The sequence below is a fragment of the Paenibacillus hubeiensis genome, assembly GCF_032334105.1.
Classification (GTDB): domain Bacteria; phylum Bacillota; class Bacilli; order Paenibacillales; family Paenibacillaceae; genus Paenibacillus; species Paenibacillus hubeiensis.
This window is the reverse complement of sequence record NZ_JAVYAE020000018.1, coordinates 32,579-55,381: the sequence shown is the minus strand read 5'-3', so window position 1 is coordinate 55,381 and position 22,803 is coordinate 32,579. Positions and strand designations below refer to the sequence as shown.

General features: G+C 52.0%; 22 protein-coding genes. 20 read left to right on the top strand and 2 right to left on the bottom strand.

Features of this window, described 5'->3' with window-relative positions; genetic code table 11:
* Positions 1 to 19: 19 nt before the first annotated feature.
* The 7 genes from RSX24_RS28545 (at position 20) to RSX24_RS28515 (ending at position 9,793) form a co-directional block, all read left to right on the top strand.
* Positions 20 to 1,630 carry a helix-turn-helix domain-containing protein gene (locus RSX24_RS28545; protein WP_343262471.1) on the top strand — a complete coding sequence of 537 codons (1,611 nt, stop codon included), beginning with the start codon at positions 20 to 22 and terminating at the stop codon, positions 1,628 to 1,630.
* 225 nt (positions 1,631 to 1,855) lie between these two features.
* On the top strand, positions 1,856 to 3,568 hold the full coding sequence (locus tag RSX24_RS28540) for a helix-turn-helix domain-containing protein (protein WP_343262470.1): 1,713 nt from the start codon (positions 1,856 to 1,858) through the stop codon (positions 3,566 to 3,568).
* 42 nt (positions 3,569 to 3,610) lie between these two features.
* A complete protein-coding gene (locus RSX24_RS28535) occupies positions 3,611 to 4,624 on the top strand; it encodes an ABC transporter substrate-binding protein (RefSeq protein ID WP_343262469.1) in 1,014 nt (337 codons plus the stop codon).
* A gap of 24 nt (positions 4,625 to 4,648) precedes the next feature.
* The gene (locus tag RSX24_RS28530) at positions 4,649 to 5,692 is read left to right on the top strand and encodes a FecCD family ABC transporter permease (RefSeq protein WP_236417480.1); all 1,044 of its coding nucleotides are present in this window, start codon (positions 4,649 to 4,651) and stop codon (positions 5,690 to 5,692) included.
* Positions 5,689 to 6,720 carry a FecCD family ABC transporter permease gene (locus RSX24_RS28525; RefSeq protein ID WP_343262468.1) on the top strand — a complete coding sequence of 344 codons (1,032 nt, stop codon included), beginning with the start codon at positions 5,689 to 5,691 and terminating at the stop codon, positions 6,718 to 6,720. Before RSX24_RS28530 ends, RSX24_RS28525 begins: the two co-directional genes overlap by 4 nt.
* Before the next feature lie 4 nt (positions 6,721 to 6,724).
* Positions 6,725 to 8,341, top strand: a complete 1,617-nt coding sequence (locus RSX24_RS28520) for an alpha/beta hydrolase (RefSeq protein WP_343262467.1) — start codon at positions 6,725 to 6,727, stop codon at positions 8,339 to 8,341.
* A gap of 213 nt (positions 8,342 to 8,554) precedes the next feature.
* The gene (locus RSX24_RS28515; RefSeq protein ID WP_343262466.1) at positions 8,555 to 9,793 is read left to right on the top strand and encodes a M48 family metallopeptidase; all 1,239 of its coding nucleotides are present in this window, start codon (positions 8,555 to 8,557) and stop codon (positions 9,791 to 9,793) included.
* 125 nt (positions 9,794 to 9,918) lie between these two features.
* Here RSX24_RS28515 and RSX24_RS28510 read toward each other — a convergent pair whose 3' ends face one another.
* The gene (locus tag RSX24_RS28510) at positions 9,919 to 10,200 is read right to left on the bottom strand and encodes a transposase (RefSeq protein ID WP_236417474.1); all 282 of its coding nucleotides are present in this window, start codon (positions 10,198 to 10,200) and stop codon (positions 9,919 to 9,921) included.
* A 398-nt stretch (positions 10,201 to 10,598) separates the two neighbouring features.
* On the opposite strand from RSX24_RS28510, the gene RSX24_RS28505 reads away from it, so the two are divergent.
* The 8 genes from RSX24_RS28505 to RSX24_RS28470 all read left to right on the top strand — a co-directional run bounded on the left by RSX24_RS28505 (position 10,599) and on the right by RSX24_RS28470 (position 17,760).
* Complete coding sequence (locus tag RSX24_RS28505; RefSeq protein WP_236417473.1) at positions 10,599 to 10,787, top strand: hypothetical protein; 189 nt, start codon at positions 10,599 to 10,601, stop codon at positions 10,785 to 10,787.
* A gap of 208 nt (positions 10,788 to 10,995) precedes the next feature.
* The gene (map, locus tag RSX24_RS28500) at positions 10,996 to 11,757 is read left to right on the top strand and encodes a type I methionyl aminopeptidase (RefSeq protein ID WP_236417472.1); all 762 of its coding nucleotides are present in this window, start codon (positions 10,996 to 10,998) and stop codon (positions 11,755 to 11,757) included.
* A gap of 551 nt (positions 11,758 to 12,308) precedes the next feature.
* A complete protein-coding gene (coxB, locus tag RSX24_RS28495) occupies positions 12,309 to 13,361 on the top strand; it encodes a cytochrome c oxidase subunit II (RefSeq protein WP_236417471.1) in 1,053 nt (350 codons plus the stop codon).
* A gap of 71 nt (positions 13,362 to 13,432) precedes the next feature.
* Complete coding sequence (gene ctaD, locus RSX24_RS28490; protein ID WP_438286903.1) at positions 13,433 to 15,283, top strand: cytochrome c oxidase subunit I; 1,851 nt, start codon at positions 13,433 to 13,435, stop codon at positions 15,281 to 15,283.
* Positions 15,280 to 15,909, top strand: coding sequence for a cytochrome (ubi)quinol oxidase subunit III (locus RSX24_RS28485; RefSeq protein ID WP_343262465.1), 630 nt, complete (start codon positions 15,280 to 15,282; stop codon positions 15,907 to 15,909). Before ctaD ends, RSX24_RS28485 begins: the two co-directional genes overlap by 4 nt.
* A 3-nt stretch (positions 15,910 to 15,912) precedes the next feature.
* Positions 15,913 to 16,233 carry a cytochrome C oxidase subunit IV family protein gene (locus RSX24_RS28480; protein ID WP_236417468.1) on the top strand — a complete coding sequence of 107 codons (321 nt, stop codon included), beginning with the start codon at positions 15,913 to 15,915 and terminating at the stop codon, positions 16,231 to 16,233.
* A gap of 105 nt (positions 16,234 to 16,338) precedes the next feature.
* The gene (ctaG, locus tag RSX24_RS28475) at positions 16,339 to 17,262 is read left to right on the top strand and encodes a cytochrome c oxidase assembly factor CtaG (RefSeq protein ID WP_236417466.1); all 924 of its coding nucleotides are present in this window, start codon (positions 16,339 to 16,341) and stop codon (positions 17,260 to 17,262) included.
* Positions 17,263 to 17,295: 33 nt separating this feature from the next.
* Positions 17,296 to 17,760, top strand: coding sequence for a DUF420 domain-containing protein (locus RSX24_RS28470; RefSeq protein ID WP_236417464.1), 465 nt, complete (start codon positions 17,296 to 17,298; stop codon positions 17,758 to 17,760).
* A 119-nt stretch (positions 17,761 to 17,879) separates the two neighbouring features.
* Here RSX24_RS28470 and RSX24_RS28465 read toward each other — a convergent pair whose 3' ends face one another.
* Positions 17,880 to 18,173, bottom strand: coding sequence for a hypothetical protein (locus RSX24_RS28465; protein ID WP_343262464.1), 294 nt, complete (start codon positions 18,171 to 18,173; stop codon positions 17,880 to 17,882).
* Between the two features lie 216 nt (positions 18,174 to 18,389).
* Here RSX24_RS28465 and RSX24_RS28460 point away from each other — a divergent pair, with 216 nt between their 5' ends.
* The 5 genes from RSX24_RS28460 to RSX24_RS28440 all read left to right on the top strand — a co-directional run bounded on the left by RSX24_RS28460 (position 18,390) and on the right by RSX24_RS28440 (position 22,702).
* Positions 18,390 to 19,100, top strand: coding sequence for a hypothetical protein (locus tag RSX24_RS28460; protein ID WP_339275915.1), 711 nt, complete (start codon positions 18,390 to 18,392; stop codon positions 19,098 to 19,100).
* An 88-nt stretch (positions 19,101 to 19,188) separates the two neighbouring features.
* Positions 19,189 to 19,590 (top strand): GntR family transcriptional regulator, encoded by a 402-nt coding sequence (locus RSX24_RS28455; protein WP_236417459.1) that lies wholly within the window; start codon positions 19,189 to 19,191, stop codon positions 19,588 to 19,590.
* Positions 19,591 to 19,597: 7 nt separating this feature from the next.
* Positions 19,598 to 20,515: an ATP-binding cassette domain-containing protein gene (locus RSX24_RS28450; RefSeq protein ID WP_339275918.1), complete on the top strand. Its 918-nt coding sequence runs from the start codon at positions 19,598 to 19,600 to the stop codon at positions 20,513 to 20,515.
* Entirely contained in the window at positions 20,512 to 21,414 is a 903-nt protein-coding gene (locus tag RSX24_RS28445; protein WP_236417455.1) for an ABC transporter ATP-binding protein, read from the top strand. The genes RSX24_RS28450 and RSX24_RS28445 overlap by 4 nt, the downstream gene beginning before the upstream one ends.
* Positions 21,407 to 22,702: an ABC transporter permease gene (locus tag RSX24_RS28440; RefSeq protein ID WP_236417453.1), complete on the top strand. Its 1,296-nt coding sequence runs from the start codon at positions 21,407 to 21,409 to the stop codon at positions 22,700 to 22,702. Before RSX24_RS28445 ends, RSX24_RS28440 begins: the two co-directional genes overlap by 8 nt.
* Positions 22,703 to 22,803 lie beyond the last annotated feature (101 nt).

Sequence of the window (22,803 nt, the reverse complement as noted above, 5' to 3'; positions counted from 1 at the left end):
AGGCGGGTGCATCCGTTCCATGTCATCTCTTTCCAACGAAGCCCAGCAGATCTATCTTTTGTCTTCCGTACGCAAACGCAGATTTCCTAAACGCAGCGGGGCCGGAAAGTTAAGGATTCCCGCATACATATTATGCTTCATTATCGAAGGCGAGGGCGTCATCGTGCTGGACGGAGCCTTGCAAAAGGTGCGGCCATTCCAGCTGTACCTGCTCGTTCCGGGCATGATCGTCGATATTCCAGAGCAAGCAAGCACGTTTGAGTATTACGGTATTTGGTTCGATCCGATCCGTTTAACGAAAAAGCAAGGAGCTTACGAGGCACGGACTGCCTCGCCATTGGCAGGAGCGCTGTCACCCGGCATGCTGCCGGTTCATCAGCCGCAATCCATCCTGCAGGCCATGGTACAGCTGTACCAATTGGGCAAAAAAGAATCCATCCGCCATTCCTTTCAAGGAAGGATGCTGTTGGAGCAGCTGATTCATGACCTTGCCCAACAAGGGCCTGTACCGTCGGCCAAGGCCATGGATGAACGGATCGAGCGGAGCATCCTGTACATGAAGCGGAACTATCCCGATAAAATCAGCATCGAACAGCTGGCCGAGGCGGCCGGCGGCATGTCGGCAGCAGCCTTTTCCCGGCTGTTTCGCCGAGAAACCGGCATGCCACCGATCGAGTATTTAAGCAATGTGCGCATGGCCGAGGCCAAAGTACTGCTTAGCGCCAAGGACAGTCGCGTGAAAGAAGTGGCAGCAGAAGTCGGGTTTCGAAGCGAGTTTTACTTTAGCCGCATGTTTCAGCGAACCGTCGGCGTTTCGCCCACCCAGTACATGAAGCGAGGCATGCTGAAGGTAGCGGTGGCATCCTCCTTGAGCCTGGAAGACCACCTCAAATCACTGGGCATCGAACCGGTATGCGTTGCAGATTTGTTTCGTTACCCCGGGCAGAGCGAAGAACAGCATGCGAATCACGTGAAGGACCAGCTTGCGCTGTTGCAGCAGTCCAGTCCGGATCTGATCATCGCCGACGATTATCATGCCGAGTTCCGGGACGAGTTCAAAAAGTCGGCTTCTCCGGTATTCCTTGACTTTGAAGTGTGGGATTGGAAGAGGAACTTTGAGCAAATCGCCGAACTTGTCCATCGGGAACGGGAAGCGTCCGAGATGCTGACAAGGCTGTATGTGCAAAGCGAAACGACCGGGCAGAAGCTGCGCGGCATGTTGGGAGACGAACGGCTGATGCTGATGCAGGTCAATCACCGGGCGATCGGCATTCAGGGCCGGGCGGGTCATCCGTTGAACGAATTGATTTATGGCGAACTGGCCTTGAATCACGGCGCACCGGCATCGGAGGAGCTGTGGCGGCTGGAGATGCAGCCGGAGGAGATTGCCATTCTGGAAGCGGAGCATGTGTTTATTCATCAGCATCATGTATTGGCTGGAAGCAGCGAACGTTATCAGGATCTGATGCGTACGCCCGCCTGGTCCGGCATGGAGGCTGTACGGCTCGGCCGCGTATATGAGATTCCGAACTGGTTTGCGATGAGCTGGACGCCGCTGGGCAGACAGCGCATCATGGTGGAGCTGCTGGACATGTTGAACGGCCGATGGCAAAGCGAGAACAGGAATTAAGCAGCGTTAAGTTCGAATCGAACAACGATGAAGAAGGACAGGTTGCAGCCTTGGTTGCAGCGCTGTTCTTTTTTGTGCTGGAAATGGCAAGGGAATGTACATAAAGCGTTGATTTTCATTTATAATGATAATGATTCTCAATCAACAAGAACTATACGAATCTATCTAAGCCGCAAATTTGTGGTTTCTATCATCGTTTATAACCATAGATCAGGAGTGTATGAAATGGAATTATCGCGAACCGGATCGTCGGCATACCCTGCACCAGCGCCGGAAAGGACGATTTATCTGCATCATGCCGAATTGGCGACCGTTGGACATGCCGGGCATTTGACCCAAATGATGGCTACCCAAACGACATTGATCATTCTGCTCGAAGGCCATTGCCATTTAAAGAAAAAAAACCGCAGCACGTTGATGAAGATGGACACGGTCTACACCTGTTATCCGGGCACGACCTTTGAATTCATCGGAAAAGGCGAGCCGTCGCTCGTCGCCATTCTGCGAGTGGAACTCTACCAGCCGTCAACGAGCCGGCCCGGAATGCTCGAATCGGCTTCGCAGCATATCTCCGCACTGCTGCCTGACGAAGCAGCGCATCCTGTTCCCGGGGCGGCGGGAGATTGCTGCAGATCCGTGTGCGCAATGCTTCGCTCGGGAGATCCGATCCAGCAGCTGCGGGCCCAGCTTCAGGTCATGGGGTTGGTGATCGATGCCGCTTCGGCGTGCTCCTCCGGTTCATCCATGCAGGCCAGCGGCGTCGAACGGGTCAAACATTACATGGATGAGCATCCGGAAGAACCGCTGAACTCAGGTAAATTGGCCGAGCTGGCCGGACTAAGCCCTAAACACTTTGCGGAACAATTCAAGAAACGATATGGAAAAAGCGCTCGCGAATATATCACGGAATTGCGTCTCGCCAAAGCCAAACGCCTGATGCTCCGACCCGGCCGAAAGCTGAAGGATGTCGCCCACGAGGTGGGGTACCAGGACGAGTTTTATTTCAGCCGGTTGTTCAAAAAAGAATTCGGCGTTTCCCCCTCAAGCTATATCGGCAAACGCAAGCACAAAATCGCCGCTTATGCATGTGCCTCCACATTAGGAACATTGCTCGCGCTGGAACAGCTGCCTTACTTGGCCCCGCTTCATCCCAAATGGACGAACTACTATTTGGAGAGATACGGGGACGACATCCCCTACCATCTGGAATATGGTTCAAGTGATTCGGCAGCACACCCGAACATCAAGCAGATCGCGGAGGCTGCGCCGGAGCTTATCGTATGTCCGGATTATGTTACCGGGACGGAGTATGAAACATTGAGGGATATCGCTCCGGTGTTCAAACTTCCTCCGGAAGGGCCGGGCAGTTGGAAACAGGGGTTGATTCAGCTTGGCACCATTTTGGGCCTGGAGGAAGAGGCATTGCAGTGGACTCGGGAGTTCGAGATCCGAAGCCAAAAGACAAGTCGCGCGATATCCAGCCTTCATGGGCGAAAGGCGGCCCCCTCCATTTTATTTGTGCGCATGATCCGAGGCCGACTGCTTGGATTTGACTCGGCGGGCACGCTCGATTACGTGTATAACGATCTCGGAATCCGGCGCCCGCGGTGTACTCCGAGAGATGGCGACGAGTGGTCGCCGGTCACATGGGAGCAGCTGCAGGCAGAAGACGTGGACTACGTGGCGTTGATGATTCGGCAGGACTCGAAAACGCTGGAGCAGTGGCAAGCGCTCAGCCGGTCGCCCGAATGGCGGGCACTGCAAGTGGTTCGTCAGGATCGGGTATTCATGCTGTCCTCCAATCCGTGGCGCGAGTATTCTCCGATAGGTTTGGACCGGGCACGTCTGGATTTGTTTAACCATTTGAAGTCTGCCGGAAAAAAATCCATGCCGAATCCTCCTGCAGTCTATGGAGAAGACATCGCAAACCGCTCATAATAAATGATAATGATTATCAATATTAGCGGAGGGGTCAACCAGATGAAAAAAGCAACGATACTTCTGCTGTCCACCATCATGCTTGGCATGTTGGCAGCTTGCGGAGGACAGAACAATACAAGCGGCGAGGCCCAGTCGGCAGGGCAGGCCGCACAGACGAAAACAACCGAGAATGCGGCATCGGGCGAGACTGCATCGGCGACGGCGGAGAGCGGCACACGAACGGTAAATTACCTTGGAACGGACTATGAGGTGCCTGCCCAGATCGACCGATATGTCATTACGGGTGCGCTTGAAGCGATGGAGGATTCCATTCTTCTCGACATCCATCCGGTAGGGGCCATTACTTCCGGAGGCAAATTCCCGGACATGTTCGCTTCCATCACGGATCAAGCGGAGTCGATCGGTGAGAAAATCACTCCGAACTTCGAGAAAATCCTCTCCTTGAAACCACAGGTCATTCTGGGAAGCACCAAATTCGAGGCAGCGGTATTGGACAAGCTGAAACAGATTCAGACCACCATTCCGTATTCCCACGTTGCAACCAACTGGGAAGCGAACTTGATGCTGCTCGGCGAGTTGAGCGGCAAACAGGACAAGGCCGCAGAGCTGATCCAAACCTACAAATCCGATCTGAAACAAGCCAAACTGACCGTGAACGAAACGCTCAAGGATAAAAAGGTCGTGCTGGTTCGTATCCGTGACGGCGGCATTTATATTTATGGACCCGACCTGTACTTCAACACGCTCCTCTATGGCGAGCTTGGACTGACGGTGCCTGATGCCGTTGCGGCTGCGGAAAAACAAGAACTGCTGTCCATGGAACAGTTCGCTGCCATCAACCCGGACGTGCTGTTCATCCAGTTCTCGGAGGACGAGAATCCGGATAATACGGCCGCGCTTAAGGAGATCGAGAGCAATCCGATTTTCCAAAGCGTCAATGCCGTCAAGGAAAAGCAGGTGTACGTAAATATTGTGGACCCATTGGCACAAGGGGGGACCGCATACAGCAAAATCCAGTTCTTGAAAGCTTTCATGGAAAAAGTTCAACCATAATGTCAGGGGTATGGGTATGATTCAATGTTAACTACCAAAACCATGGAACATCACGATTCGGGCTCCCGCAAAAACAGGCGGCTTGCGCTCCTGCTTGTTCTGTCTCCGGCAGCGGCGCTGCTGATCGTAACTTGTTCGGTACTTTATGGCGCCAAGGATATTGCTCCGGATGACGTTTGGAATGCGCTGATATACTACGATTCAGGCAACGTGGACCACCAGATCATTCTGCATTCACGCATTCCGCGGGCAGCGGGTGCACTGCTGGTCGGCTTGATGCTGGCCATGTCGGGGGCCGTCATGCAGGGAGTAACCCGTAATGACCTGGCTTCGCCATCCCTGCTCGGAGTGTCGGACGGTTCGGTGTTTGCCGTTACGCTATGCATGATTTTGGTTCCAAACGTTGGCGGCTCGGGGCTGATCCTGGTATCGATGGCCGGATCGGCGCTCGGAGTTGCGCTTGTATTTGGCATGGCTGCGCTCATTCCACGAGGCAGCTCGCCCGTCACGCTGGCTATATTGGGGATCATTACAGGCATGTTCTTGAACGGTGTATCGGATGCATTAGCCATGTATTATCATATCCCGCAAAAAATCAGTTTCTGGTACAACGCCAGATTGTATCAAATGGAACTTGGAGAGCTGGAAATGGTTTGGCCATACGCCTTGGCAGGCATCATTCTCGTACTGCTTTTGTCCCGATACATCTCCGTGCTCGCGCTGGGAGAAGAGGTTTCGGCCGCGCTTGGGCAGCGGGTGCGGCTGATCAAAGGCATTTCGATGCTGGCAGTGGCTTTGTTGACCGGCATCGCGGTGGCTATTGCCGGCAAAATCGCTTTTGTCGGCCTGATCATTCCCCATGTGGCGAGAATGATCATCGGCAACGACTACCGGCGGGTCATTCCTCTATCCGGTGCGCTCGGTGCATTGTTTCTGGGACTGTGCGACATTTTGTCCCGCTTCATGAATTATCCGTTTGAGATGCCGATCGGGGTCGTGCTGGCGATCTTTGGCGTTCCTTTCTTTCTGTATCTGATTCGCCGCAGGAAGAAGGAGGTGGCATCGTGAGAAATGCAAAGAAAACGACGGCCGGTTATGCTGCCGTGATCGGTTGTACCTTGGCCGCCATTGCGGGCATGTTTCTTCTCGGACTGATGACCGGCGAGATGAAGCTTTCCATCGGCGACGTGTTAGGTACCTTATTTGGCAATCAAGGACAGTCGGACTATGATATCGTCATATTCCAGTTCCGCCTGCCTCGCATCGTACTCGGCGCATTGCTTGGGGCAGCTCTGGGCATGTCCGGGGCCGTCGTGCAGAGCCTGACGCGCAACCCGCTGGCAGACCCGGGCATTTTGGGCATCCATGCGGGCGCGGGCATGTTCGTCATCCTGTTCATGTTTGTCTTCCAGGACTTGATTCCGTCGACCGGACGGTTGGCGGTCATGCTCATGCCTCTATTCGGCGTCGCGGGTGGCGTGCTTGCGGCGCTGACGATATTCATGCTGGCGCGAAACAAGGGACATCTTGAGCCGCAGAAGCTCATTTTGGTCGGGATCGCGGTGACGACGGGATTTTCGGCGGTGACGCTGTACATTTCCCTGAAGATGAATCCGCACGATTTCGAGCGGGCGGCAATGTGGCTTGCGGGAAGCTTGAATTCCGCCAACTGGATTTTCATCGTCTCCATTCTGCCTTGGATGGTTGTGCTGCTGCCGTACCTGTTCTGCAAAACGCAGGTGCTTGATCTGCTGCGGCTGGGCGACGACAATCTGATCGGACTCGGAATGTCCGTACAGCGGGAACGGAACTTGCTGCTGTTTGCCAGCGTGGGCGTAGTGACGGCTGGCGTAGCCGTGGCAGGCAGCATCGGGTTCGTCGGGCTGATCGCCCCTCATATGGCGATGCGGCTTACAGGACACGCACACCGCAGATCACTTCCGATCAGCGGTTTATTGGGCGCAGCGCTGGTGCTGATCAGCGACTACGTTGGCAGGACGGTATTTTCCCCGTCCGAATTGCCCGTCGGCGTTGTGCTGTCCATTGTCGGCGTCCCTTATTTTGTGTGGCTGATGTGGTCACGTTCACGGAGGTAAAATGATGATTGAAATGCAGCAGCTGGAGGTGGAGGGACGCAAGCTCACTGTTTTTCTGCCTCCTTCGTATGCCTTGTCCGGAAGGCAGTATCCCGTTGTGTACCTTCACGACGGGGCCAAGCTGATGATGAGCACGTTGAACTACATGTACAGGTTGTTCCGTGAAGGTTTGCTGGCAGAGGTGATCGTTGTTGGCGTGGATAGCGAAGCACGCAATGACGAATATACTCCCTGGCCAGCGCATGCCGCGACCGAAGGGAAAGAACCGTTTGGAGGTTTGGGGGCAAACTACGTCAATGAACTGGCGGATGTGATCAAACCCGAGATCGACCGCCTGTTCCGCACGGTTCAAGATGCCCGCTCGACGGGGCTGGTCGGTTATTCGCTCGGGGGATTGATTACGCTCTATGCCGCATATCGGAGGCCCGATGCCTTCGGCAACTTTGGCATGTTATCGCCATCGACGTGGTATGAAGGCATGCTGGAGTATGTGGAGCAGCATTCGCTGCCAAACCGGGAAATCCGCATGTACATTTCGCTTGGCAATCGGGAAGGCATATATAAGAGCAATATTCAGCAAAATGCGGTGGCAAACACACTGCAAGTGTATCATCGGTTAAGCGGGCAGCTGCAGGAAACAAATCGTTTGCGTTTGGACATTTTGGATGATGCAACGCATGATCTGGTTTTTATGGCACGCCAGTTCCCGGAGGCGCTCGGATGGATGTATGGTCATAAGGTTCGGCAGGTTACCATCAAGCCAAGCGAAATCAGCCGCGGCATTGCCCATAAAGGAGATGCTATCGTTACGGGGGCGAGTCCTGCTTTGCCGGGCACGGAAACATGGGACATTCGTTCCATGCGCAATGGAATGCTCTACCGCATTTTCGTTCATCTTCCGCTCAAGCCGCCTCCACCTGAAGGCTATCCGGTTTTGTATACGGTGGACGGCAATGCCTACTTTGCTTCGTTGAACGACGCGATGCGATTGCAAACCCGCCATCCGAAAGGGCTGCCCTCCGGCCTGATCGTTGCCGTCGGTTATCCGGAAGACGGACCGTTCGTGGCGGAACGCAGGTTCAGGGATTTGACGGTCCCGGATCGGCAGCAGGGATTGCGTCCGGATGGTTCTTCATGGCCGGTAAACGGAGGCGCTGACACGTTTCTGGATTTCATCGAATTTGAATTGATGCCGCAGATCGAGGGCAGGTATCCGGTGGATACGCGTCAGCAAGCGTTGTTCGGCCATTCGCTGGGCGGTTTTTTTACGCTGTATACGCTCATGAGGCGGAATCACTTATTCCAGAATTACGTGGCAGGCAGCCCGTCGATCTGGTGGAAAGACCGCGTTTTGTTTGACATGCTGCCTGAATTTGAGACAAGGCTTCGGAACAGCCGGTTGGACTGCTCGCTGATGATCGGCATAGGGGGAGAAGATACCAAATTGCTGGCTAATGCGAAACAATTTTACGATCGGCTGGTTCCTTACGAGGGAAGCTCCATTCAGCGACTACGGCATCACGTTTTCGAGGGCGAGGGGCATATGTCGGTGCTGCAGCCGATGTTCAGCCCGATGCTCCGCTTCGTTTTCGCCAAAGAGGGCGAGAGATTGCGCATCTAAAATAAGTGGCGGCATGACACCGATAATACGAAAAACAATGCTCTGGTTCGGAATGATCCGAATCAGGGCTTTTCTAATAGATTAAGGTTGGAACGAGTTAACGTAAATGTGCAAAATGTTTGTAGTTCCCTAGATACTGTAAATCAATTGAAGTCGCTTATACAATGGTTTACAACATAAATGCCTATTAGGCGGCTTGGAGGGAAATGCATTTTGAATGACAGTGAATGGTATGTCTGTCCGGACTGCGGGCAAGACATCGAGGTCAATGAGGGCTATAAAGCCTGGTGCGAACATTGCAATTGGAACATTGCCGAGGAGGAGGAACAAGGGGAAACGGGCTGGCTCCGAACAATAAACCGGAAATTGGACGAACGTTTTTCAGGTCGCTTGCTCGATGAATTCAAGTATAGCGTAACCCGAGAGTTTCCATTGACCAAATATCGATTATATGCGTACATGCTGGCTTTAATTGTACATACGTCGACGTTAGCCATCTTGGGCCTCGCGATTCTTTGTTTTGCCACCAATTCGACTTGGCTCGGTTTTTTGGGAATACTCCTTTTATTGCTATGGATTGCGGTAATGCTGCCTTATCGCAGGCGTTTGCCAGGAAGGGTTATTACGAAAGAGGATTATCCCGAACTTCATCAACTGATCGAAGAAATACGGCAACAATTAAACGCGCCGTCTGTGCACATGATTCGGGTAACCGAGGATTACAACAGTTATATTTTAAGCTGGAAGGGGAAAAGAAAGATTCTCGTGCTCGGCATACCGCAACTTGCTGCATTGACGACGGAAGAAAAGATAGCGATAATCAGCTTTCAAATGAGCCTGCTGGCACATCCAAATGCTGCCAAACACGCCTTTGTGGATCGGGCGATGAACCTCCTGCAATCTTGGCAGGATGCACTTGATCAGAGCGATAGCGGCATTTTGGCCATTCTTCTGTTTCCGCTTGTCATTCTGGGACAGGTCGTTGCTTTCTTTCTGGCGCTTTTTCAAATTCTGTTGATGCTGACCTTAAGGGATGAGATGCAGCGTTCCATCTACATTGCAGATTACGAAGCTTCACTAATCGCGGGCAGCCAGGCATGGAAGTCCCTGCTCCTGAAAGCAACCATGGAAGAGTTCTTTCTTACCACAGCTTTTCAAGTCGCAAAGTATCCGTATAGCAAGGAGTTGTATGAAGAATTCAGACAACGCATCGCAACGATTCCGCACAAGGAAATGTTGCGCGCCGAACGGTTGCAGGAAATGCAAGAAGTACATAACGTGTTTAACCATCCTTCCGCAAAAAACCGCTTGGAAGTCATGAGGGAGCATTGGTGTTTTGCCCCTTCATATCAGCCTGATGCAGCACAAGTAAAAAAAATTCAAGCCGAGTTTCATGATCTTGAACAGCGTTCCCAAAAGATTTTGTTAAGCCATCTTCGAGAGACTGGATAAAGGAGTACGGTAAAAGGGACATTGCTTTGCGCATGGCAAGCATGTCCCTTCATTGTTGTCAGCAAGACAACACTTGCCGTTGGAGCATTTGTTGTGCTTGTCTCGATAGCACGCCGTCTTCTAATCTAGCGGTCTCCCCGCTCCAAATGTCGGCGTGGATGCGTGATTTTGCCCATTTTGTCCGTATCGTTTTCCTTAGGAACCAAGCGCTCATCCGTTCGGCCTTCATGATGGTTGTCAAACGCAAATTCGGTCAGTTTCCATTCGCTCTTGCCGAGCACGGGATCGGCGGGAAAATGTTGTCCGCGATGAAGATGTTCCTCGCGTCCGGCTTCATTAACGTAAACGCCATCCACTTCCACTTCTTCATGGGAAAGAGGGAGCATATCGTTTTCCTTGCGTTCCATGAATGGGCACCTCCTTGAACAAGGGGAATTTGACTCAAAATGATGTCCTTGATAATATCCCCCGAACAGTCAGGTGATATGCTTTGCAGAGAATGGCAAATAAAAAGCTCAAAAATTTCGCTAAAAAAATATAATGCGGATTAAACTTTTTGGGCATGGACACCGTTATATTTATTAGGGAGAAATCGTCAATTCGAAAGATGTTTCCGAATATGCTATAATAAGATCATGATTCGAACCGAATCATATCGGGTATTGATGTGTCAGGTGCTTGCTACGCAAAGTTCCCGACCAGAAGCTTGTTCAAGCCGCGTACACAACTTCATGAATGGCATTTAAGACTTATTCGGCGTTCCTAAACGGAGCATTCACTTTCAACGTTTTGGGAGGGAATTACTATGGCAACGAAAGGTCACAATGAGGTCAAAGAAAGTTTGAGGGAGATGACTCGGATTTTCCGTCCTAAAGATCCCAAAAAATTCGTGAAGGAGTATGTGAAGAAATACCGGATTACGGGTGGATACGAGGAAGAACTGACTTCTGTGGTCGAGCATGAGCTTGTCAAAATGGATTCTTCCGTATCCTGAAACGAACGACCATGAATACTGTTCCGAATATGAATAGAACCGTCTACCGGGCCTCGGCTCCGGCAGACGGTTTTTTTTGTTGCTCACCGTTCATTTTGGCTGCTGATCCAGGCGGTAGCGTTCACGATTATTGCCTGTGTGCTTTTAAGGGGCTGTGCCTCAGGTCTTCTGCATATATATGGAATTACAACATCGGCAGGAAGGATGAATGCAAGTGGACCCTATATTGAAGACCAAAGAGGAAATCGGCTATATGCAGGAAGCAGGGCGTATTCTGAGGAGCTGCCATGAGCAGATCGAACGATGGCTGGCTTCGAGAATAACGACGCTTGAAATCAACGAACGGGTCGAGGCATTTCTGGCAAAGCAGGGGGCCACGCCGGAGCAAAAGGGATATAAAGGATACCCGTATGCGATATGTGCTTCCGTAAATGATGTGGTATGCCACGGCTTTCCGGATGAGCGAGAGCTGGCCGACGGGGACGTCATCACCATAGACATGGTGGTCAACAAAGACGGATGGCTGGCCGACTCTGCCTGGACGTATGCCGTAGGCGAGCCCGGAAGGGTTTTGCGCAAATTGATGAAGCGTACGGAAAGGGCGCTGCATCGGGCGATTGCTCAGGCAGTACCGGGCAAAACGCTCGGGGATATCGGGAATGCCATTGAGCGGGTAGCCAGACTGCACCGGTATGGCATCGTGAAACCGCTCATCGGTCACGGGATCGGTCAGTACATACACGAACCGCCGAACGTGCTTCCTTACGGCAAACGAAGAACGGGAATGATGCTTACCGAGGGAATGGTCATCACGATCGAGCCGATTTTCACGAAAGGCTCGTCGGGAGCCGTGATCTGGGATGACGACGGTTGGACCGTACGCACGGCCGACGGCAGCGTCGGCGTTCAATACGAACACACCGTGGCCATTACGGCGGATGGACCGCTTGTGCTGACAGGTGGCAGTTAGGTTAGAGGCAGACCTTTGATCGTCGCGGAGCTTCACGCTGTTTTGCAGGTGATGCTGCAAATGGCGTGAAGCGGACAGGGAGGCGGGGAAAAATCTTTTGGCCGCAGAAGGAACTGGAGTCCGCGAAAGCGAATTCCTTTTGCATAAAAGTACATTTTTTGAAACAGGATCGAAGTTGAGAAAAATAGCATGGCCTCACCGAATTATGGAAAATACTTTCAAAGTCAAAGGTTATAATTTATAACTGAAATCGTTTGCAAAACGAGTGGTGGTGCGGACTTTTTATAAATGTGAACAAAGTGTGAATATGTGTCCAAAGATTGACAAAATCATACCCTCAACTTATATTTAATAAGTGATTTGTCCATATAGAATGATTTGGAATAATGCGCAGACATACCCTTTGGAGGAAATGGGGGGAGCCATGGAAGCGTTATTTTTTCAAGTTCTTCCGTAAGATGGACAGGATTGTGGCTTCCGCCTGATGCGTTTTCTGGAGATTGTCAGGATGCCGCCATAATCTGCGAAAATGCCAAAGGTGAGGTGGATCAATGATGAAACAGTGGCAGGCCGCAAAGAGAATCGTCCCGTTAATCGCGATGTTGTCTTTGCTGCTCTCCGCATGCGGGCGGGAAGACTTGTCGGTAATGAAACCTCAGGGTCCGGTGGCGCAAAGCCAGCTCGATCTGATGAAGCTCTCCATCACGATTATGATTGTTGTGCTCATCATTGTGTTTGCGATTGCCGCTTACGTCCTGATCCGTTTCCGCAGGCGGTCCGGACAACAAGAAGTGCCCGAGCAGGTAGAAGGCAATTTCAAGCTGGAGGTCATTTGGACAGCCATTCCGCTCCTTCTGGTCGTTATTTTGGCCGTACCCACGGTCCAAACCATTTTTGCCCAAGGCGAGGACGCCTCCAAAGACAAAAATGCCATTCAAGTCCAAGTTACCTCGCATCAATACTGGTGGGAATTCACTTACCCTCAATATGACATCACCACTGCACAGGATCTCATCATCCCGACCGGGAAAAAAATCGCATTCGAATTAAAAACCGCAGACGTGCTTCATTCCTTCTGGGTGCCGTCGCTCGCGGGCAAAATGGACACAAACCCGGATGGAACCGTCAACAGATTCAGCTTCTCCGCACCAAACGAAGGCGTATACCGAGGCAAATGCGCCGAGCTGTGCGGCAGATCGCATGCCTTCATGGAGTTTAAGGTCAAGGCGGTAAGCCAGGAATCCTTCGACCGTTGGGTCAATGAAATGAAGGCGCCGGCCGTGCTCCCCGAAGATGCCCAGCTTGCCGAGAAATTCAAAACCAACTGCCTCTCCTGCCACGCGGTGGGCGATCAAGGCGGGCCGGTTGCTCCCAATCTCACCGGAATCGGCGGCAAGGAATCGGTAGCAGGGATTCTGCTAAACAAACGGGAAGGGCAAGAGGAAGGCAACCCGGTGCTCGACAACATGAAGGAATGGCTCCATGATCCTCAAAGCGTGAAACCGGGCAATACGATGCCGAATCCGAAGGATCTCGGATTGACGGACGAAGAGATCGACGGCATTGCCGAATATTTGGCGAACTACAAATTGAACTATGAATAGAATAGCGGGGACGAAAGAGGGGGTATGGAACCTTGGCTCATGCTCATAGCGTCAAGCGCTACACGGGTTTAATGGATTGGATTACCACCGTCGATCACAAAAAAATCGCCATCCTTTATCTGATTGCCGGCGGGCTGTTCTTTGGCATCGGGGGGATCGAAGCCATTCTGATCCGGATTCAGCTGATGAAACCGATGAACAACTTCGTATCGGCCCAGGTGTTTAACGAACTGATCACGATGCATGGAACAACGATGATCTTTCTTGGCGTCATGCCGATCATTTTTGCCATTATGAATGCAGTCATTCCGCTGCAAATCGGAGCGCGTGACGTCGCGTTTCCGTTTATCAATGCACTTGGCTTTTGGACGTTTCTCTTCGGCGGGCTGCTGCTGAATCTGAGCTGGATCATGGGCGGAGCTCCCGATGCGGGCTGGACGGCCTATACGCCTCTCTCCGGCAGCGACTACAGCGGGACGCACGGGGTCGACTTTTACACGATCGGGTTGCAAATTGCAGGTCTGGGTACGTTGATCGGGGGCATTAACTTTCTCGCGACCATCATTACGATGCGTGCGCCAGGCATGTCTTACATGCGCATGCCGATGTTTGCCTGGACGACGTTTATCACGTCGGCCATTATCCTGTTCGCGTTTCCGGCCATTACGGTCGGCCTCGTATTGTTGACGTTTGACCGGATTCTCGGAGCCAACTTTTTCGATGTTTCGGGCGGGGGAAACCCCGTGCTCTGGCAGCATATCTTCTGGATTTTCGGTCACCCGGAAGTGTACATACTCATTTTGCCGGCATTCGGCATCATTTCCGAGGTGATTCCGACCTTTTCGCGCAAGCGGTTATTCGGATACAGCTCCATGGTGTTTGCAACGATCCTCATTGCGTTCCTCGGCTTCATGGTCTGGGCGCATCACATGTTTACGACGGGGCTGGGGACGGTTGCGAACGCGCTGTTTTCGATCTCGACGATGCTCATCGCGGTGCCGACCGGGATCAAAATTTTTAACTGGCTGTTTACGATGTGGGGGGGACAGATTCGTTTCACTGCGGCGAACCTGTTCGCCGTCGGGTTCGTTCCGACCTTTGTCATGGGCGGAGTTACGGGTGTCATGCTGGCTTCCGCGCCGGCCGACTTCCAGTTCCATGATACGTACTTCGTCGTGGCGCATTTCCACTACGTCATCGTGGGCGGCTTGGTTCTGGGCCTGTTTGCAGGGCTGCATTACTGGTGGCCGAAAATGTTCGGGCGTATCCTGAGCGAAACGCTGGGCAAATGGACGTTCTGGACGTTTATGATCGGCTTCCAGCTCACGTTCTTCGTACAGCATTTCCTTGGATTGATGGGCATGCAGCGCAGGATCGTTACGTATTTGCCGAACCAGGATTTCGACCTGTTGAACCTGGTCAGCTCCATCGGGGCATTCCTGATGGGCGTCGGGGTGATCCTGTTCCTGATCAACATCGTCATCACAACGAGAAAACCGGCGAATGCGCCAGCCGATCCGTGGGAAGACGGACGAACGCTGGAATGGTCCATTCCTTCGCCTCCGCCGGAATACAATTTCAAGCAAACTCCGCTTGTGCGAGGAATCGATGCCTTTTGGAAGGAAAAGATGGCCGGCCACAAAGAAATGACGCCTGCGGAGCCGGTAGGACCTATTCATATGCCGTCGGCGACGCCGCTGCCGTTCGTCATGTCCGTAGGCATTTTTATCGCCGGGTTGGGCTTCATGTTCAGCAAGGACGACTTTGGCAATGCGTTGATGAACGGGCTTTTCAACAATTACATCGTCGTCATTATCGGTCTTCTGATCACCTTTGGTTCGATGCTGCTGCGCTCGCTCTATGATGACCATGGCTGGCATATCGAACCTGAGGACCAAGACGGGAAGGGGGCTGCACTATGACAACTGCACATGTCGAAACGGCAGCAAACGGAAACCTGCCCCATGAGCCGGAGAAAGCCACGCTGGAAGGCCGCAACAAGCTGATCGGTTTCTGGCTGTTCCTCGGCGGGGAAACGGTATTGTTCGGCACGTTGTTTGCCACCTTCCTGGCCTTGCGCGGCCAGACCAACGACGGTCCGACGGCTAACGAGCTGTTTCACCTGCCGCTGGTGGCGGCGGCGACCTTCATCCTGCTTGTCAGCAGTTTGACCAGCGTATTCGCCATCCAGGCCATGCACCGCGGGGATCGGAACAAGCTTGCGCTATGGCTTGTCATCACGGTTGTATTGGGGCTTGGATTTCTGGGACTGGAAATCTACGAGTTCTACGAGTACGTGAAGCATAAGGAATTCGGCATGACCACGAGCGCGTTCAGTTCGGCATTTTATACGTTGGTCGGCTTTCATGGTGCCCACGTTGCTTTCGGTATTTTATGGATCAGCATTCTGGTCGGGCAATTGTTCAGAAAAGGATTAACGGTGGTCACCGCTCCCAAAGTATACGTCTCGGCCATGTACTGGCACTTTATCGACGTCGTGTGGGTATTCATCTTTACGGTTGTGTATTTGCTTGGAAAGGTGGGGTAGCGCATGTCGGCACAGGATAAAACGGATCAGCATCCTGCAAAGCACCGTCACCGCATGGAAGGTCCGCAAAAACACGTCGTGGTATTCATATTTTCCGTTATTTTGACCCTGATTGCTTTTGCGGCCGTGAAGGCAGGCGGAGTTAACGCCACCTTTACCATTATTCTGCTGGTCGTCATGGCCATCCTGCAGGTGTTCGTTCAGTTGGGATATTGGATGCACATGAAGGATAAAGGGCATTTAATGCCCATCCTGTTCATGGCCTTTGGTTTTTTCGTAGCGTTTACTTGTATTATCATGGCTCTCTATTGGGTCTGGTGGTAAAAAGAATGACGGCGGCGCGCCAAGCGCCGTCTTTTCCCCTTTCGGGCGATGCCCCCTAGGGGTAGCAACTCAACAACCATTAACGTTCACGGGGAGGATTCCCGTATGCTTGGATTGCAGTATTTCAGCTTCAGTGATCTTTGGAACCCGTTGGTGTTGGCGCTGTTTCTCGTTGTCGCGGCGGCCTACCTTGTGATCGTCGGTCCTTTCAGCGAGCGTGTCAAAGATGCCGAACCGGCGACGGGCACGCAGAAACTGCTGTTTCTGGTCGGATTGGCGGTGCTGTATCTGGCTCAAGCCGGCCCGTTCAATTTGCTCGGACATGTCATGTTTAGCTTTCATATGGTGAGCATGGCGCTGTCTTACCTCGTGGCGCCTCCACTGCTTATGAAAGGGCTGCCGGTCTGGATATGGCGGCGAATCGCAAGGCGAATGCCGGCCAAATCATTATCGTTTCTGGCTCATCCCATTGTGGCCGCAGTTGTGTTCAACGGCCTGTTTTCGATGTACCATTTGCCGGTCGTTCACGATTACGTCATGTTGAATTTCACGGTACATCGTTTGTACTATATCGCACTTTTTGTAACTTCCATGCTGATGTGGTGGACGCTGCTTAATCCCCTGCCGGAAGGCAGGCAAGCGTCAGGGTTGTCCAAAATGGGCTTCATCTTCCTCAACATGGTGCTGTTGACGCCTGCTTGCGGACTTATTATTTTTGCGCCGCAACCGCTCTATGCCACATATAGCGATCCTTCGGTATGGGCAGAGGCGATGCGATATTGCGTATCCACGGATTCGTCGGCATTGCTAAGATCATTCGGCGGACCGGGTTTCTTTAATTTCTTGTCCTCGGCTCAAGAGGATCAGCAGGTAGGCGGCATTTTGATGAAGTTTATTCAGGAAGGGATTTTCATCTCCATGCTGGGTTACGTGTTTTTCCAATGGTATCGCAAGGAAAAGCGAGAAGATGATGACGACCCGCGTTCTTTGGACGGTACGGGCGAACCGTTTCATTCCGCGGCGAAATAACGCCAGTGATGTTGCAGCAAAGGGGGATTTGCGATGGATATGTATTTGTTGTTGCCCACGATCAGTACGGCTTTGATTGTCATCAGCGCCCTGCTGGTCGGCATCGGTTGGGTGCTGATCGTACGGGGCAAGCGGGAGGCACACCAATCGATGATGGTCGCCGGTGCCGTTGCCGCAGTATTGTTTTTTATCATTTACATGTCGCGTACCGTTTTTGTGGGGAATACGTCCTGGGGCGGCGATCCGGAGATGGAAGTGTTTTATCGGATTTTTCTGATTTTTCATATCATTCTGGCCACCGTTGCGGCGGTGTTCGGCATTTCAACCTTGGTGCTGGGATTCAAGAAAAAATTCAGTACCCATCGGCGCTGGGGCCGATTTACGTCCATGATCTGGTTTAGCAGCGCGTTGACCGGGGTCGTCGTGTATGTGCTGTTATATCTGTTGTATCCAGGCGGGCATACACGTCCCGTGTGGGAGACGATACTGGGAGCGTAGCAAACATGCATTTTCATTTATATGAAGTTAAAAAAGGGCGGTATAGATTTGTGCACTTTGCAGGCACAGATCGTACGGCCCTTTTTGGTACGGTGCGGGAAGAAACTATCCAGCCAGCATCAATCGCCGCCGCCTCCACCGCCATCACCGCCGCCGCTGCTTCCGCTATCATGGCTGGAATGATGACCTGAATCGTGGGAGGAGGCATGGTCATGATGATGGCTATGGCGATGATGCGAATCGTCCCCGAATAGGAAGGGTGCACCGGCACCGGAGTCGCTGTACGCCGAGTTGCGGCTGTCGTTGTCGCTGCGACGCCTCCGGGCTTGATTGCGCGAAGAGCTCCATGCGATTAACGCGATGACAATGGCGATAAAGAGCACGACCGGTATGATTTGAAATAAACCATCCATTGGTAGAATCCTCCTTTCCGTAATCAGAAGTGTTGTTGATTTTATCATATCAGAAAGCTAACCCCAATTCCTGATTCAGGAAAAAAAGGGGTTGACGAGGCGAATGATGAGTCTGTATACTGTGTATATTGATATACACAGTAATCACAGTGGATCGAACTTAAGCACAACGGTTGCTTGATGTGTACAGACATGAGAGGAAAGGCAGGATATGGCATGGGCGCATGGAAACAGGCGTGGTGGTTAACAAGGAATGAGCAAAGCAAGGACCGCTTTCAATGGTTATGGAGTGCCATATTCATGATTTACTGCGGCGGTATGGGAGGGGTTATGCTGGTCGGGGAACAGGAAGTTCCGAGCGTTGTCTTTGACGGATATTTCATGATCATGCTTCCCTTTCAAGGCTTCTTGTTCAGCAGAAGATCTTTTCGCTACATCCAGGAAGACTCTTATACCCAGATGCTGATCTACTATCGCAGGCTGCCGATTTCCGCACAAGCCGTGATGTGGTCCAGATTGCAGCAGTCCTTGCTGGCATTCATCTATAACGGGATTTTCTTTTATGGCTCGTTGTATGTTACCCAATTGCATCACCAGGGTTTTCGTCTGGATCAGTACCTGGCTTTTGGCCTGACGTGTACCGGATTCGGATTCCTGATTACAGGATTCTATATTTACGGGGAATTTCTGCATAGCGGAAAAAAATATTTGCTGCTAAGCGCTTTTCAGGTCCCTTTGATCATTTTGTTGGTTTTCATCATTCATTTGACCGGAAATAACGGGTTTATGTCTGCCATAAAGATGAGCAAAACTTGGGGATTGCTTTCTCCGCTGATGTGGATCATGTTGGCCGTCGGATTGACGTCGTTATGGCTTCTCAGCAGGGTTACGCTAAAACAACTGATTAAAAGGGACTTAAGCATATAAATGAACACAAATAACTTGAGACATGTAAATGACGAACCGGCTCGTTCATGTGATGAACCGATGTGTACCAGAGAGCGGGGTGCAAGGCATGAATATACCGATTCAAATCAATGAAAACAGCGCTGAACCTTTATATCACCAAATTGAAAACCAGTTAAGGTCATTAATCATTACTGGCCAATTGGGGGAGGGAACACATTTGCCGTCCATTCGGGAGTTTGCGGGATCGCTGAATTGCAGCGTCATCACGGTTCGCCGGGTGTATCAGGACTTGGAGAACGAGGGATTACTGCGCACCAAGCAGGGAACGGGTACATTTGTTGCCAAGGTCGAAGCGGGGGATCGGGAAAATTATAAATTTACGGCGGCCAGGGATGCGCTGCGCGCTGCGGTTCAGGCAGGCAAGTCGGTCGGTTGCGATGAAGAAGAGATGCTAACGTTGTTTAAAGAAGTTGTCGCAGACGTTTACAATCCGAAGGCAAGGGAGTGATGTGCTGATGGAAGCTATGGCGGTTCAATTGAAGGGTGTCTCCAAAATGCGAAAGCGCAGAATGATCGGTCCGATTGACCTGAACATTCCGGAGGGGTATGTCGTGGCCATTCTCGGCCATAACGGATCGGGCAAAACCACGCTGCTTAACATGCTGCAGCAGATCGTGCTGCCGGATGCGGGCGAGATACGCTGGTTTGGCCAAACTCATGCTGGAGAACTGCCCCTTGACATCAAGCAGCAGATCGGTTTCGTGACCGACGGCGCGGTGGAAGAAAATCATGTGACTGCGAAGGATGCGGCCCGATTCCGTGCCTACTTGTATCCTCGCTGGGACATGGACCTGTTCAATCGGCTTATGGATGAGATGGAAGTTCCGCAGGACGTGAAGCTCATTAAACTCTCCAAAGGAGAACGCCGCAAATTTGAAATTGCTGCCGCTTTGGCCTCAAGGCCGAAATTGCTGCTGTTGGATGAGCCATCCTCGGGGCTGGACCCCTTTGCATGGAAAACGATGGTGGATCAGTTCCGCCGCTTCATGGAAAACGGGGACACCACCATATTGATTGCTACGCATATTGCCGATGAGGTGAAGCGATTAGCGGATTACATCATATTGATGAACCGCGGACAGTGCTTGGGCATCGCGGAGAAAGACGTCGTTCTCGACCAGTGGAGAGAGGTCTGGTACGAAGGGGACTTGAAGCCGGAGAGCATCCCGGGCGCCGTCGACTCGTACCGTGAAGCCGGCGGACTCATTCGGGTGATCACGACAAGGATCAGCGAAGCGCGAGAGCGACTGGATTTGGCCGAAGCAAACATTTTGAAAGTCCGGAACCTTGAGCTCGATGAGGTGCTGGAGTTTTGGATTGCCGGATACGCTCCGGCACAATGGAGATCACCGAAGGGAGACGATGAACGATGAATCGACTGGCATTGAGGCAAGTCGTCAAACAGTATGCAGACAAAACGGCGGTTAACGGAGTCACGCTTGATGTGGCTGAAGGTGAGATTTATGGCTTGTTGGGGGCGAATGGAGCGGGGAAAACGACGACCATGCGCATGGTATTGGGCTTGATTCACCCGGACGGCGGCGAGATTCGCTATAACGGCAAACCGTACAATGCGGAGCTGCAGCAAATCATGGGTTACCTTCCCGAGGAACGGGGGTTATATCCCAAAGTGAAGGTTAGCGAGCAGATCAATTACCTGGCACGTTTGCGCGGCATGAGCGGCAAGGATGCCGACAAAAGCCTGAAATACTGGCTCGAACGTTTCGAAGTGCCCGAATATTACGATAAGAAGATTGAAGAGCTTTCCAAGGGCAATCAGCAAAAAATGGGCTTCATCGCGGCCGTGGTGCATCGGCCTCAGATTCTGATTTTGGATGAGGCGTTCAGCGGTCTCGATCCGGTCAACGTAGAATTGCTCAAATCGACCGTTAAGGAGCTGCGCGATGAAGGAACGGCCATTCTGTTCTCCACACACCGGATGGAGCATGTGGAAGAGCTTTGCCGCCGAATAACGATTCTCCATCGTTCCAACACGGTCGTTCAGGGGGATATCAAGGAGATCAAAGGCCGATATCCGCGCGAGCAGGTGTATTTAAGCACTACTGGCCAAGTGAATGGTTTGGAGCAGTTGTCTGGCGTCACCAAAGTGGACCGTACGGAGAACGGGTATCAGATCCGAATCGGACAAGCGGAAGCGGCTCAGGAGATTCTCAGATTGGCCATGTCGCAGACGACGGTAGAACATTTTGAAATCAAGGAACCAACGTTGAACCAAATCTTTATTCGTGAGGTAGGTGAGTCGAATGAATAAGATGGGCACGATTGTCGGCTTTACGTTTAAGAATAAAGTCAAAACGAAGTCTTTTGTGGTCACAACCATTGTGCTTGCGCTTTTGATTTCCATCGGCATTAATATTCCGTATTTTATCAATATGTTTAATGGCGGCTCAGGCGGTGAAGGAACGAGTGCCAATCCAGTCAACATCGGTTTGTTGAGCGAAGGCCAGGATGAGATCGCGAGCAAGCTGCAGGCGTTCTCCGCAGCGCAGGGAGATCAGGCTTATCGTTTCGTATCCGATGAAGGCAAGGATGAAGCCGCTTTGAAGGCCGACGTGGAGTCGGAATTGCTGGACGGGTATTTGAAACTGGAGCCTGCGACGAACCAGAGCTTCCCGCAGCCCGTACTCTATTCGGCAGAAGACGTCTCTCCGCAAATTATCGCTTCCATTGAAGCTGCCCTGCAGAGCGTGAAGTTGGATGTCATTACGCAGAACACGTTGACCGCAGAACAAAAGGCATTGATCAGCACACCCGTGAAGGTGACTGCGCAAAGTCTCGAGGCAGGCCAGAATGGCGCTGCTGAAGAAGGCGGCAACGGCATGAGTCCGATCAACTATGTTGTGGTTTACCTGCTGATCATCCTGTTGTTTACGTCCACGATGATGACGGGCAACATGATCGCTTCCGAGATCACAGCCGAGAAGAGCTCGCGGATCATGGAGATTTTGATTACGAGCGTGTCCCCGCTCAGCCAGATGTTCGGCAAAATCATCGGGATTTTCCTGGTGGGCATGCTGCAGATCGGCATTTTCGGAGCAGTGATCGCAGGGAATATCATGCTGCCTCACAATCAAGGCGTATTGAGCGAATTCAGTATGAACCTGAGCGACGTGAACGTGTCCGTCATTGTATATGGTTTGATCTTCTACATTCTGGGTTACTTCCTCTATGCCGTGTTGTTTGCGGCGATCGGTTCGATGGTAAGCCGTACGGAGGAGCTTGGGCAGGCGGTGCTGCCGATTACGATGCTTTCCCTGGCTTCCTTTTATATCGCGCTCTTTAGCATTTCTGCACCCGACATTTTGCTTTTGAAAGTAGCCAGCTTCGTGCCGTTCACTTCGCCTACGGCGATCCTGGTACGCATCGGGGCGGGCGTTGCGCCGACATGGGAGATTTGGGTATCGCTGGCCATTCTGGTCGTATCGATTCTGGCCTTTGGCTGGTTGGCGGCAAAAATCTACCGTACCGGGGTCCTGATGTACGGCAAACGCCCTACGTTCAAGGAGCTTTTCAAAGCCATGAAGGCGTACAAAATTTAATATTGAAGGCAGCTTATATGCTGCTGCTGCTGCTGCTGCTGCCTGTGTATGTGTTTTCCGACGATAACAGAATCTCTGACATAACAATAATTCATTGGAGG

Bases quoted from the DNA above. Each gene is read 5' to 3' on its own strand.
- RSX24_RS28545 (WP_343262471.1), top strand. From the start codon at position 20: ATGTCATCTCTTTCCAACGAAGCCCAGCAGATCTATCTTTTGTCTTCC.
- RSX24_RS28540 (WP_343262470.1), top strand. From the start codon at position 1,856: ATGGAATTATCGCGAACCGGATCGTCGGCATACCCTGCACCAGCGCCG.
- RSX24_RS28535 (WP_343262469.1), top strand. From the start codon at position 3,611: ATGAAAAAAGCAACGATACTTCTGCTGTCCACCATCATGCTTGGCATG.
- RSX24_RS28530 (WP_236417480.1), top strand. From the start codon at position 4,649: ATGTTAACTACCAAAACCATGGAACATCACGATTCGGGCTCCCGCAAA.
- RSX24_RS28520 (WP_343262467.1), top strand. From the start codon at position 6,725: ATGATTGAAATGCAGCAGCTGGAGGTGGAGGGACGCAAGCTCACTGTT.
- RSX24_RS28510 (WP_236417474.1), bottom strand. From the start codon at position 10,200: ATGGAACGCAAGGAAAACGATATGCTCCCTCTTTCCCATGAAGAAGTG.
- RSX24_RS28505 (WP_236417473.1), top strand. From the start codon at position 10,599: ATGGCAACGAAAGGTCACAATGAGGTCAAAGAAAGTTTGAGGGAGATG.
- map (WP_236417472.1), top strand. From the start codon at position 10,996: ATGCAAGTGGACCCTATATTGAAGACCAAAGAGGAAATCGGCTATATG.
- coxB (WP_236417471.1), top strand. From the start codon at position 12,309: ATGATGAAACAGTGGCAGGCCGCAAAGAGAATCGTCCCGTTAATCGCG.
- ctaD (WP_438286903.1), top strand. From the start codon at position 13,433: ATGGATTGGATTACCACCGTCGATCACAAAAAAATCGCCATCCTTTAT.
- RSX24_RS28485 (WP_343262465.1), top strand. From the start codon at position 15,280: ATGACAACTGCACATGTCGAAACGGCAGCAAACGGAAACCTGCCCCAT.
- RSX24_RS28480 (WP_236417468.1), top strand. From the start codon at position 15,913: ATGTCGGCACAGGATAAAACGGATCAGCATCCTGCAAAGCACCGTCAC.
- ctaG (WP_236417466.1), top strand. From the start codon at position 16,339: ATGCTTGGATTGCAGTATTTCAGCTTCAGTGATCTTTGGAACCCGTTG.
- RSX24_RS28470 (WP_236417464.1), top strand. From the start codon at position 17,296: ATGGATATGTATTTGTTGTTGCCCACGATCAGTACGGCTTTGATTGTC.
- RSX24_RS28465 (WP_343262464.1), bottom strand. From the start codon at position 18,173: ATGGATGGTTTATTTCAAATCATACCGGTCGTGCTCTTTATCGCCATT.
- RSX24_RS28460 (WP_339275915.1), top strand. From the start codon at position 18,390: ATGGGCGCATGGAAACAGGCGTGGTGGTTAACAAGGAATGAGCAAAGC.
- RSX24_RS28455 (WP_236417459.1), top strand. From the start codon at position 19,189: ATGAATATACCGATTCAAATCAATGAAAACAGCGCTGAACCTTTATAT.
- RSX24_RS28450 (WP_339275918.1), top strand. From the start codon at position 19,598: ATGGAAGCTATGGCGGTTCAATTGAAGGGTGTCTCCAAAATGCGAAAG.
- RSX24_RS28445 (WP_236417455.1), top strand. From the start codon at position 20,512: ATGAATCGACTGGCATTGAGGCAAGTCGTCAAACAGTATGCAGACAAA.
- RSX24_RS28440 (WP_236417453.1), top strand. From the start codon at position 21,407: ATGAATAAGATGGGCACGATTGTCGGCTTTACGTTTAAGAATAAAGTC.